Raw genomic sequence first — 13,092 nt, forward strand, 5'->3', positions numbered from 1 at the left:
TCATATGACGACCAATATTGCGCGCTGCCGCTACGACGTATTGCAAATCAGCTGAGCCATCTTCATCCGGAGGTGTACCAACCGCGATGAACTGAATATCACCATGAGCAACTGAGGCAGCAATATCTGTAGAAAACTGTAAACGACCTGCAGCTCTGTTGCGCTCAATCATCTCTTTAAGTCCAGGCTCATAAATAGGAACGCCACCAGAGTTGAGGATCTCAATCTTTTTAGGATCGACATCGACACAAAAGACGTTATTACCCTGCTCAGCCAGGCATGCGCCAGTAACCAAACCTACGTAACCGCTACCGATGATGGTGACTTTCAAAATAACTCCGCGAGAATAAAGACCAAATGATTAATAATTGATTGCACATTATTGAACAATAAGAGAATTTTGGCATGGTAGCTAAGGGCTATTACTGATGTTTAAAGCAACCATAATGCGGAATATTTGCCCACAACTACGATTCAGTGATCAAGCTTAAGAAGAAATCTGCAACAACTAAAGTTTGATCACATAGATTGGCGAATCACCAGGCAATGAGGTCTGCCCTGATTGGCTAGCCTAATCGTTATTGAGAATTAGATGGGTTTATTGGCTTTTGATTCTCGGCAACAATTTTTGCTGCTTTTTGAATGATTTCGGCAACATCAGGGCGGCTCAGAAATTCATCTGAGAGAGCAAACGCAATCAGATTCTCTTCAATGCTTTTATCAATGCGATTTTGCAGAACAAATGAGGATTCCGGATGGCGATTTAGAAATATCTTATAAGCCGCAATAATGTCTTCTTTAGTGGCGATCATCTCAATTACCCGTTCTTAATGAATTCAATACCTTACTAATATACCTTCAAAAGAATACACCCGTTATTTGACCAAATCCCAGAAATAGTCCCCAAATACGTTCAAATACACCTGTAACAAGATTATTGTTATGATTTTGGTAATACTGCAACGGGATGCCCCAATATGATGTACTTAACCTTCCTAGCGGCTTTCATGCTTTCCACGATTGCCGCCTACTACTCGATCGTTGGTTTAACGACCATCTTTATGGGTGCGTTTTGGCCCATCCTGATCATGGGCGTGGGATTAGAGCTTGCTAAATTGGTAACAACCTCTTGGCTATATCAAAACTGGAAAAAAGCTTCTTGGTTGCTAAAAACCTATTTAACCATTGCGGTCATCATGCTCATGCTCATTACCTCAATGGGCATTTTTGGCTTCTTAGCAAAATCCCATATTGATTCGACACAAGGCAATAAGAGCAACGCTACAGATATCGCTACACTCACTACACAAGAGGGTATTGCTAAAGCGAGACTGGATTACTTACTTGCCAGAGCAAAAGATCCATCATCAGCAAGCCCTTATTTAGATAGACAAATCCAAGATACCCAAAAAGAATTAACCCGTATTAGTAAGGCAAAAGCACCTCTTCTTCAAGAGGAAAATAAACTCATCGCCGATGTAGGCCCCTTGGTTTACATTGCTGAAATCTTCTACGACGATTCAGTTGGTTCAGTTGATAAGGCCGTTCGCCTAGTCATCATGATGATCATGGTGGTATTTGATCCATTAGCTATCTTGCTATTGATTGCTGCTAATAGCTTACTCAAAGAAAAGCAAGAAAAGAATCGGCCCAAGGAAGATAGCAATACTGCATTAACTAAAGAACAGCAAACCAATGCAGTTAAAGCAGATGAGGCAAAGGCTCCCCCTCCAAACCAGGTAGAGAGTATCCAGAAAGTAGATCCGCCTACTGCAAGCACTAGCCCACCTGTTACAAACGAGGCACCAGCTAGCGTAGTGAACGCGGTGGCAACTCCAAAACCAGCGGCAGTAGCAGCCGCTACTAGCCCAACCCCTGCGCCAGCGCCTGCTGCTGCAACTCCAACTGCCCCAGCTCCAGCGCCAGCAACCACTGTTGCCGCCCCTACCCCAAGAGCACTAGTAGATCCAGTTGAGAACGAGCGTCAACTCAGCACCCTATTGATGACTAACAACGATATTGTTGCTGCTTATAAACTGTTTCTGGGTAGAGCACCGACAACACAAGACAATATTGGGCGCTTTAAGGACATGACATCAAAGCAAATACTAGATGTGTTCCTTTGCTCCCCAGAATTCCTGGCAAGGTCGGGAGCTGATACGCTTGTGCAGCGCGCAGCTATTAAAGTTGAAGAACTGAATAAGGCTCGAAACGTTCATTAAGATGGGTGCAAAGTTAACTTAAGGCATCCTGTTTGCGTAAGATAACCTTGATCGCAGTCAGGCGCTTCTTAATAATCTTGCCGGTGCGAGCTGGTGCGAACTGCTCTTGAGCCCAATCCTTTAGATTCTTTGCGTAAACTTTGTCTTGAGTTTTTTTGATCGCCGCAATCATTTGTTTTGCCATGTGATCAATTGAGGGTTCTGCCCATACTGCCTGATCTTCATCTTTCACAAAGTGATAATCACCCTCTTTAACCGGAACTAACTCATAGTCAACTGGTAGCGTAAGTTTGGCCTCCATATAAAAGGCATTACCGGAATAATTGGTCGCAATTACTGGCTTTCCTAATAGCATTGCTTCAGCCAACGTTCTGCCGAAGCCCTCGGCTCTGTGTGGCGAAACGTAGGCATCACAAGTCTGAATTAGTCCTAAAATTTCTTCGCGATCTAGGGTTTGGTTGATGATTTGTATGCGCCCGTCTTCTGCGCATCTTTTCTCAAAGGCAAGCCATGCTGGATCCTTGGGTTTAGCATTCATGATCTTGAGAACTAAGCCTACTTTGGCTGGGGTAGATGCTTTACCTTTTGTCTTAGATGGCTTAAGAGGAAAGGCTTTCTGAAAAGCCTCTATCGCAGCCTCGGGATTCTTTCTCTTCAGGTGAGAATTAAAGTCAAAGATGTATAAGAATAAATAGCTATCTTCAGCTAGTTTGAAGTGTTTTCGGTCTAGCGTTTTCACATTTTGAACGCTCACTGCCAAAGGCATTAGGCAACTAGGCTTCTTTGTGCTGGCTTGGTACATATCAAAACTAAATTGACTGCCAGCCCAGACTTCATCTACTAAATCAAAGGCCTTATCCCAAGCCTTTGGCCAAACTGATAGCTCCCATGGCCACCAGCCGATGTTGTAATAGCCATCAAATACCTCATTACCATGGCGCAAAAATAAGCGTGAGACCATATCAAAGCCAGGCATGATAAAAACATTAATGGCATAGCGAGTTTGCTCTTTTGCACCCTCAATACGCTCTTTCAGGGTCAAGTCATTTTGGCGTACATCATCACCCGGGCTAATATTGACGATTTGATATGGGATCTTGGCAGCCTCGCAAGCCGCTACTGCCATACGGATATCCTCACCAATCCCCAGCTCACCATAGGCAAAACCAATGAGGTTTAAACCAAAAGGCCTGGGGACTATTTTCGGGGCTATTTTTGAGGCTGGCTTTGTAGTTGATTTTGTTTCTAAATGAGCTGCTTGCCCAACATTTGCATCTTCATCGTGCTTTAGTGGATCAAATATTTTTGGTAGTTTAATTGGCAACAGAGATGGCTCTAGCAGCCAATGCCAAGATCCCTTAGCACCAAGCTGTAATTCAGACCAATCTAATAACTGCTTTGCTCCAAGAGGAGTTTCTAGGTTCGGTCTATCGGCAGGCTTACTCAGAGAATAGGCCAACATCGCAAAACGTGGAATTGTAGCCTTAGAAGATCCAATAATGAGTCTTTCTTGCAACCACAACTTCCACCGACTAGTAATCAAGCGATCTAACTTAAATACCTTCAAAGCATTTGTAAAGAACCAAGCCAGAAAATAATATCGACCTTTAGTTTGATGAAGATCCATTTGATCTTGCATACTTTTCTCGAGCATGCACCATACCAAATACATTAATACAGAGACTTGAGGAACACCAACAACTGGATCAGTCTCTTCTTTAGTCTCAAATAAAATCGGCCGATCTAGTTCACGAATCGTCTCTAAGGTAATTAATTCAGAAAATAGATGTTCATACACCCCAGATGAAAAATACCATCCTGCTACTGCATTGGGATCATAGCTATTGCCACCCTGTCGCTCAGAAAATTTAGCAGTGACATCGGCCCTAAAGGATGTGATTAAACTCAATGCTCTAGACAGAGGAATCCTGTGTTTATGGAGATTTAATTCACCAACAGACTCAGACAGCCATGCTTTTTCATCTTCGCTTAAGTAAGACCAGTATGGGTATTGGGCTCTGCCTTTAACCAACCACCAGGACTCGAATCGTTCATTTAGGCTAGATGCAAGATTTGGATCGGCAATATCTTGCTTGTGCAAACTCATCCAATCACTTGGATGCAATAAGCTGGCAAAGTATTTTGCTAGTGCAAGTTCCCGCATAAATCCCTAAATTCAAAAACCATCGCTTCAATAAAAGACAGAAGATGACCAGAGATATCTGGCTCATAAGAATTGATTATAGAGCTCAGAAAAAAGAAGGAATGCACCTAAACAGGAAACAATTAACCCTACTCTATCGTTAAATTGAGGACCTTAAATGATAGCGAGCGGGTATCTTTTGATTTTTTTAGCGCCTTAGCGGGAACAAATGATTGGCGGGTCTGGATTTTCCATACATAGTAAGACTCTGTAGTTGTCTCTGGAGCCTCCAACTGAATAACAAACTCCTCTTGACTCTCAACCGCAGCTTTCTGAAGATCCCCATCAGAGGATAAAAAATTCAGGTTGAGTCTTCGATTTTCGGGCCAGCCTCCAACACAAGAAAGCTTCAAGGTGCGGGGCACATCAGGGCCATATCTAAACCGAATAGTCGCCGATTTACTCACCCATCCATCAGGCTGCACACTCATGAAGATTTGTGGTTTGGCTAATATCAAACGATAGTCACTTTGGAGTGTTTTGATCAACTGCTCAAAGTTGGTGGGCTTCATAAATGCTTTAGCCTTGGCTAGCGTTGACTTAAGCAACTCAGTAAGTGATTCACGCTCATCTACAAAGGGATATCTTTCGCACAACTCATCAAAGTACGTCAGCATCCAGTGGGCAGGTGCATCACCCAAATGGTCTGAGATAACCTTCATGCTTTCGAGCGCAACAGTTTGACGAAAACGCCTGGTTAGGGTTTGCTGATGCAAACGAGAGTAAGCCTGAATAGAATCAATGAAGCCAATTTGACTTTTAGAGTAATGCTGGAATATACGTAACCAAAAATCAAAATCAAATGCTGTCTTTAAAGACTCATCCAAGTAGCCAATATCGGAGAAGACTTGGCGTCTAAAAAAAACAGTGGGCTGGCAGATAAAACTACCATCCTTAAATCTATTAATGTTTGTTTTAGGGGGTAAGGTTGGGTATGGGCCAATAGTTTTACCCGCCTCATCTATATGAGACCCTTTTCCATACACCACCATTAACTTAGGATTTTCTTGAAAAGCCTTTAAAGCACGATCAATAGCGCCGGACGCATAACAATCATCAGAGTTAAGCCAGCCAATAATTGCTGAATTAGCGAGCTTAAAGCCCTTATTAATTGCCTCTGCAGCACCACCATCTTTTTGCGAAGAAACCAATACAGATGTACCAGGAAATGGATGGCTAAGAGCAACCTGAAGCGTGTCATCAGTTGAGCAATTGTCAATCAGATGAATCTTGATATCCCTATTAGTGCGAGACTGAATGCTCTTCAGGCAAGGAAGAAGAAAGGCTGAAGAATTGTATGAGGGAACGATAATAGAAATGGTCAATTTAAAACTCTTAAATGATGTGCGCAAGACATTCTCAATGCTCCCAAGTTTGGGTGAAAATTAAATAATACATCTAAATTCTAACTAACTTACCCAAATATATGCCAGATATATAGGCGGTTATATAACTATGGAAATATCTCAAAATAATTGGTACTGAAATAGCACTTAAACGCACCAAAATGAAACTGCTCTATCATCAAATTTGAAAATTAATTCGATACATGAACAAAGCTAGAGAAATATATAAAAACTAAAATTACAAATGAAATTCAGTAATTTACTAAAGTCAACCATCGCGCTGGTCGGGCTATTCTTAAGTCTTGCCCTCTATGCTCAAGGTTATGCAGCCATCAGCCCGGAAAGAGTAAATTCACTCATTAATCAACGTGGCTCTGATTCGGCAAACCACGTGATTAGTTACGCAAAAAATAGTTTGAGCAAATCGCCTAGTCCACTAGCTAAAATTCATACCGAGGGAACGCTGCCTCACGAGGGAATTTATGATGCAAGTGTTATTGCCATGCAGGATATCAACATCATGAATTTATTCGCTATGACCTATCGCCTTACTGGAGATAAAACTTACCTAAATAAAGCCTCTGAATTCCTGGACAAGTGGATTGATACTTATGACCCCAGCTTTAATCCAATTGATGAAACAAATTTTGACAAACTAATTTTGACTCACGACCTCATTCAATCCGATCTATCGCCTGAGCTAAATCGGAAAGCAGTCAGATTCTTCTATGTCATGGCAAATGGTTATATCGAGAGAATTTCAAAGCAGTCCAAGATTGATATCGGAAATTGGCAAAGTCACAGAATCAAACTCATAGCTCTTTCCGCATATGCAACAAACAACACAGAATTGATTAATAAGTCAAAAATACTCTTTCTTGATCACCTGGAGCGAAACCTAAATGCTGATGGATCCACCTATGATTTCCATGAAAGAGACGCCCTTCACTATGCCACCTATGATCTTGAACCGCTTCTAGAGGCGGCCATTGCTTTTAAGGCACATGGTGAAAATATGTTTGACCTCAAAACCACCAAGGGAGTGAGCCTTAGGGACGCAGTGAACTGGTTGACTCCTTATGCAGAAGGCAAGTTAACACATGAAGAATTCGTAAACTCACCTGTACCTTTTGATAAAAAAAGGGCCAAGGCTGGAATTGCGGGATATCAAGGGCTTTGGGAAAGAAGCTCTGCCCTACTACTTTACTCATTAGCGTCAGCGCTTGATCCCATCTATAAAAAACTAAGTGACTCACTGGCAAAGATAAGCAAATATGATCGACCATATTTATTTGAGCTTGAGTTTCAATAACAGAGTAAATGCAATTTATAAATCATGGTATTTCATTAACTACATTAAGCCATAGACAGGGAAAATTTCGAGGCAGGCCTATTAAGATTTCTTTAGCCCTCAAACTGTGAGATTGAATCTTCTTTTAACAATATAATAAAATATAAATTTTAAAATTAAAACTCAGTAGAAATTATTAACTACGCTAAAGTCTTACCATTAAGCGATGGAAAATTGGTGTGAAAGTTTTTTTCAATAACAAAATGATTGGCTTCATTCATAATTTCTGATTTAAATCTACCGAAGGTATCTTGGTCAGAGTGATGAGACCATACATACATGCATTCACTATCATCAATAATAGTTTGAAAGTGATCTGGAATCTGCTTATGATTTATCCCAGTAAATACAGTGGAAATTCTTGACTCAAATATACCTTTTTCAGCATTAAAACAACTAATTGCAGATAAGCCTATAGCGATAAATGGTCTCCTTACTTCTTGTAACTGCACTATCTTTTCTAGTGAAGGATTCCATAGACATTTATAACCATGGGGAAATGTAACAACCTTATCGATATATTCCTCATTACAGTATTCTATAATTTTTTGAAGATAATTAATTGACAAGAAATCGTCGTCATCAAGCCTAAATGTCAACACGGGAATTTTTTTATTCTCAAATTTAATTTCTTTTAATAAAGATAATGCACTTAAATCAGCCCCCATACCCTCTTGAGGGCTTCTCTCTATAAATGTGAGCCATGTAAATTCTTTTTGTATTTCGTAAAGCTCTTTTTTAAACTCGTCATTAAGCATTGTCGATGTAAAAACAATTAGCCTAAACCAACTAGGATCAGGCTTACGGGTCTGCAAATTGAGCTGAGTCAAAGAGTATTGAAAAAGCTTTAGTCTTAATTTCAAACGGTTTAAATCAAGTATTTGTTTTACATGCCCATCCCAATCTCGCTCCCTTGAAGAAAACCAAGCCCCCTTATCTTTCTCCAAAATAATACTAAATCGAACAAATCCAATTACAAATTTATTATTCATTAAATATACATTTCTTCTAGATTAAGCTCCGCCAGTTGCACAAAAAAATGGTGCTCAGCAAATAATTATTTAATATTAGAAGAATCAAAAAACTCTGAAACCGTCATCGTTTGTATTTCTCCAAGATCTCTTTTATTCTTGATGTAGTCGACTATCTTCCTGAAGTCACTTTCAAGATAAGCTTGTTCTGGGGGATCTTCGGGAAATATTGCTTCAAACATAATATGAGCCACAAGTTCTTTTTCAATGGCTTGATCAACTAAATCGGTTGCCCTTGTTGTGGGTTGGCCTGCCTTCATGGATAAGCAATCGAGCTTGTACCAATCATCACCGGTTGGGTTAATTTTTCCAAGCTCACCAGTAACGATTCTTCCGGTATCGCAGTATTTCTTGAGAATACCAATAACTTTGTCATCCGTTCTTGCTTGAGGGTACGAGAAATGTCTTCGACCTTTAACAAATTTATTGTCTGCCAAAAACATATCAGCAGTCCGAATCTCATATTCAATTTGTTCAGGAGTTAATTCACTCATTCTAGGATGGGTAACAGAGTGACTACCAAAATCCCAACCTTGGTCATAGAGTGGTTGAATATCTGCAACTGTTGCTCGCCAATGCCTTGATCCAATGAGACCAGTTTGAATATAAAAAGTGGGTCTGATATCCGCTTTAGTCAGAGCATCAAAAACAATCTCATTACTTCTTCGATCACAAGTGTGATCAAAACTGATAATGACGATGGGCTTTGGTGTAGAGGTCATTTCTAATCTTTAAATAAAACCAATAGAATGGGGGTCTGTAGCAGGATTTGTCAGTATAGCTTTTCTGGCAATACCATGATGTTTGAGGTGTGAGTTAATGATTTTGAGGGTTTTTTCAGCCTTATCTTCAATATCCAGAATATTGGTCACACTCTCTTTTCTGAGACGGTATTGATACAGCACTTTATCTATTCTCGCAAAATCTGCAACTTCTGCAATTTTGAGCCCCAGGTCCCAATCCTCGCCATAGTCATAACTTTTGAGCTCTTGCTCATTAAACTGACGTGAGCGATTCCAGTCTCTTAATCTAAACATCCTAAAGTGGGTAAAGATATTGCCGTACATGATTTGCTGGCGATCAAAGTTTTGACGTTTCATGCCGTCGCGTACATACTCACCCTCTTCGTTAATGTACTCATAGTCTGTACACACTATGCCGACATTAGGATTAGATCTAAATTTCTTCACGCACAAATCAACACATTCAGGAAGAAGAACATCGTCCGAATCTAAGAAACCGACAAACTCACCTCTAGCGTGTTTAATTAATTCATTCCTAGCAAAGGTCACATTTTGATGCACGTCATTGGCAATAATGCGCACTAAAGGGTTATTTTTGTACTCTGCTTGCAACATCTGTAAAGTACCATCATCCGATGCGTCGTCGTAAATAATGATCTCAATCGATTTTTGAGTTTGATTGAGCGCGCTTTCTACGGCTAATTTTGCATAGTGGCCAGTATTGTGAACTGGTATACAAATAGATACTAGTGGTGCGCATTTGTCGTTTAATTCAAATTCGCCAAACCAACCGCGTGTTGCAGGAACCTTCTCCTGTAAGAGCTTTCTAGAAATAATCCTGGCTGACTCACGATCTGTTTCATTCTTACCAGATGGCGGCTCTTGGTGGAGGTCTATTGCCTCTAGAACGGGTACGAAGTAATAGCCTTTTTTATAAATGCGATACCCTGCTTCATTATCTTCGCAACCCCAGACGTTAAAATCCTCATCATAAAAATCAGCATCTACAATCACCTGCTTCTTATAAGCAACGTGCCCTGATGAGAAGGCTCTGAATGGAAACTCATCATGCATCAGATAGTCAGTCTTTGCGTAGAGCTGATAGCGCCAATCTCTAGTAACGCCGTCTTCATCTTCTTTCATGGCGGTATTCTCAGGCTTGATATCCTCCATCAAGTCTAGCGACTTAATATTCTTCAAGATATCGTCATCACTTATTCCAGTAGGATCAACAAAGCGCTGATGCCCCAATAAGACTACGTTATCAAAGTGGTGCAAGTACTGCATAAAGGACTCAATAAAATTTGGCAATGGAATCAAGTCACAATCAATAATAGAAATATTTTCATGGCTAGCTAATCGTATGCCTAGGTTACGGGCCATGGCCAAGCGGTAACCATCATCAGTTTGCTTGGCGTACTTTAAATTGAGTAGCTTGGAATATTTATCAACGACTTCCAAGACTTCATCGGAGCTACCATCGTCTACAACAAGCACTTCGATTAATTCCCTAGGGTAGGTTTGCTGAAAGATGCCAGCAAGACAACGTGATAATCGCTCGGCCCGGTTGTAGACAGGAACAATGATCGAAATTGACTGGGTATAGGTTTTAGGATTTTTCTGGTAATACTCAGTCACATAATCTTTGATCTGCTTGTAGTTATTGCCAGGCATTGCCGGCTCAGGAAGCACTACATCTGGTACATTGGGCTGCTTGTGCTGCTCTGAGAGAAGCTGAAATTCAAAGTCAGATCCGGCTTTGACGATGTAGTTCCTTCTGGGGAAAAATGGATCGGCAGTAATTGCGTAAAAGTCATCTAAGCCGAGACTTTTGAGAAAGCCATTGACTACAATAACGTGATTGACTTTTTGTGCGCCATCATCCTTTGTACTCGTCTGCGAATCATGAATGCGATAACTGTACAAGGTTTTATCAAGGTGATGAATGTCGCATAATTGCGATAACTTTAAGTAAAAGTCATAATCCACGGCATTGAGAATGTGCTCATTAAATCGTGCGCCCCTAAACAATAGACGGCGATTAAACGATCTTAAGTGCATGACTGACATGCCCACTAAGTTATAGTAACGATCAAACGCATCTGGTGACCAGCCTTCACGCTGATATATCCCTTTGCCATCAATAATTTCTCGATTGGCGTAGATACAATCTACAGTTGGGTTCTCATTATAGAAATTGGCCAGACTCATTAGTGCGTCTGGCTTTAATAGGTCATCGGAGTCTAACTGAACAATATATAGACCCCTGCAGCGATCTAGAGCAAAATTGGTGGTTGCGCCAATTCCAGAGTTTGGCTTTTGATAGAGGCGAACCTTTTTATTTTTTTCAAATTTAAGCAATTCGCTCCAGCTGTTATCAGTTGATCCATCATCGACCACAACGATTTCAAAATCTTGATAAGTTTGATTTAATGCGCTTTCGATACAATCTTTAATGTATTCGCCTGTATCAAAAACAGGTACGTAGATTGAAAATAAAGGAATGTGGTGCGCATTACCCTTATCCAAAGGACGAACTGAAAGATGGGGGACATTGTCGATCAGAATTTTCTTGGTTCTCTCGTTTTCAGCAATTTTGTATTGCTGATTTACAGGGGCCAAGTCTTCTTGATGGTAATCAAACTCCTCTTTCAGTGGTATGAAATAGGCGCCTCTCATCCATACGCGGTAGGCAAAGTCTTGATCTTCATTACCCCATTCTGTAAAGGATTCACTAAAACCCCCTACTAGATCAAAAATTGCTCTACTGACACTAGAGTGGCCACCTCCGTAATACCTAAATGGATTGGTAGATTTTTTTAACCAATCGCTCTCTTCAAAATCAGCAAGACGCCAATCTTGCGTTTTTCCTGAAGAATCAACAAAATCCTTAAAGTGAGGATTACTTGATTTTGCTTTTTCTATGGCTTCAGGAGCAATCTTTCCACTTAAGATATCCTCAGTAGCGACCTTAGATACGTCGATGAAATGCCGAATACCTAAAACCGAGCATTGGTCTGAGACATGATGGTATGCCATCAGCTTTGTGACAAAGTTTTTAGGCAGCAAAATATCGCTATCTAAAAATAACAGTATTTCGCCGGTAGAAACCTTAGCGCCTAAGTTGCGCGCCCGACTTAAACCATATTTGTCTTTTTTTTGCCTGGAGAAATAGATGTTTAATTTAGTTGAGAACTCTTTGAATACCGCTTCAAGATCTTCCTGAAGGCTACCATCGTCAACCACCACCACTTCAAGCAATTCTTTAGGGTAAGTTTGGTGAACTAATGCTGCTAATGTGTTACGCAGTAACTGCGCTCTTTCATGAGCAGTAATGATCAAGGAAACTTTCTTTTTCTGCCAAGCCTTGCTACCATCGATCAGTTTTTTTGCCTCAAAATCAATATGAGAATAATCATTACCTGCACCAATGATTGGCGGCAAGAAGAACTCGGGATCAATATACTTTTGGGTAATCTTGCTGGTCAGATGCTCATTTTTAACAGCTTGATCTAAATTCTTACTCTCAAAAATATTAAAGTCTTTAATCTGAATTTTTCCTGGGCCTGGTATTTTGGAGCTAGTGCCCATGCCAAATCTCAATGAAAGGGTCAGATCCGTCGATGGAATCCATTGAATGGAATGCTGACGGTTGAGGCTAATATCTTTCGTGAGCAGACGAATCTTCTCAACCTCCTTCGGCGCTTCCTTTGAGCTTGAGAAAAGCATCAGAACTAGACCAAGATCGCCTTGATAGTCCTCGATCGTAAATTGGAAGGTATAGCGGTGATTTTTCTTAAAATTAAAAGTTTTACTTAAAAACAGTCTTTCACCGGCTGAATTTAACAAAACACTTTTTTCACTCGGATACGATACCTGACCGGGACCAAATTCAGTCTTCCAGTTTTTCCACCCATCTGAGCCTATCGCATAAAAATTGCCACTAAGCGTAGTCTTGCCCATTAACACCTCTTGGGTTTTAGCGGGCAATGCTTGTATTTTTTGAACACGCTCAGCAGTCGCGCTTCTAGGTAGATACTTTTTGTTTAGCTTTGATTGCAGATACTGAATATTGAAATTGGCAATATCTTTCAAGTTTGGGCTTTTAATTGCCACCTGCTTATAGGCCTCAATCGCAGCCTCAACCTGACCATCTAGAAATAACTTATTTGCCTGCTTTAAATCACTCATTTTTT

At 40.6% G+C, this 13,092-nt stretch carries 9 protein-coding genes; 2 read left to right on the top strand and 7 right to left on the bottom strand.

All coding sequences use genetic code 11. The features are described from left to right. Window positions 1-331: 2-dehydropantoate 2-reductase N-terminal domain-containing protein (locus tag ICN48_RS10815; RefSeq protein WP_304609755.1), on the bottom strand; the 331-nt coding region annotated here is incomplete at its 3' end. Between the two features lie 247 nt (window positions 332-578). Beyond that, the gene (locus tag ICN48_RS10820) at window positions 579-812 is read right to left on the bottom strand and encodes a hypothetical protein (protein WP_216153705.1); all 234 of its coding nucleotides are present in this window, start codon (window positions 810-812) and stop codon (window positions 579-581) included. A gap of 165 nt (window positions 813-977) precedes the next feature. On the opposite strand from ICN48_RS10820, the gene ICN48_RS10825 reads away from it, so the two are divergent. Continuing rightward, on the top strand, window positions 978-2,222 hold the full coding sequence (locus ICN48_RS10825) for a hypothetical protein (protein ID WP_216153706.1): 1,245 nt from the start codon (window positions 978-980) through the stop codon (window positions 2,220-2,222). A gap of 13 nt (window positions 2,223-2,235) precedes the next feature. Here ICN48_RS10825 and ICN48_RS10830 read toward each other — a convergent pair whose 3' ends face one another. Beyond that, window positions 2,236-4,386, bottom strand: coding sequence for a glycosyltransferase (locus tag ICN48_RS10830; RefSeq protein ID WP_216153707.1), 2,151 nt, complete (start codon window positions 4,384-4,386; stop codon window positions 2,236-2,238). A gap of 128 nt (window positions 4,387-4,514) precedes the next feature. Continuing rightward, a complete protein-coding gene (locus ICN48_RS10835; RefSeq protein ID WP_216153708.1) occupies window positions 4,515-5,750 on the bottom strand; it encodes a glycosyltransferase family 2 protein in 1,236 nt (411 codons plus the stop codon). A gap of 265 nt (window positions 5,751-6,015) precedes the next feature. On the opposite strand from ICN48_RS10835, the gene ICN48_RS10840 reads away from it, so the two are divergent. Then, a complete protein-coding gene (locus ICN48_RS10840; RefSeq protein WP_216153709.1) occupies window positions 6,016-7,083 on the top strand; it encodes an alginate lyase family protein in 1,068 nt (355 codons plus the stop codon). 179 nt (window positions 7,084-7,262) lie between these two features. On the opposite strand, the gene ICN48_RS10845 is transcribed toward ICN48_RS10840, so the two are convergent. The 3 genes from ICN48_RS10845 to ICN48_RS10855 all read right to left on the bottom strand — a co-directional run bounded on the left by ICN48_RS10845 (window position 7,263) and on the right by ICN48_RS10855 (window position 13,087). After that, entirely contained in the window at window positions 7,263-8,114 is an 852-nt protein-coding gene (locus ICN48_RS10845; protein ID WP_216153710.1) for a glycosyltransferase, read from the bottom strand. A 65-nt stretch (window positions 8,115-8,179) separates the two neighbouring features. Beyond that, a complete protein-coding gene (locus ICN48_RS10850) occupies window positions 8,180-8,875 on the bottom strand; it encodes a polysaccharide deacetylase family protein (protein WP_216153711.1) in 696 nt (231 codons plus the stop codon). 9 nt (window positions 8,876-8,884) lie between these two features. After that, window positions 8,885-13,087, bottom strand: coding sequence for a glycosyltransferase (locus ICN48_RS10855; RefSeq protein WP_216153712.1), 4,203 nt, complete (start codon window positions 13,085-13,087; stop codon window positions 8,885-8,887). Window positions 13,088-13,092 lie beyond the last annotated feature (5 nt).

The sequence above is a fragment of the Polynucleobacter sp. JS-Safj-400b-B2 genome (assembly GCF_018881975.1).
Taxonomy (GTDB): Bacteria; Pseudomonadota; Gammaproteobacteria; order Burkholderiales; family Burkholderiaceae; genus Polynucleobacter.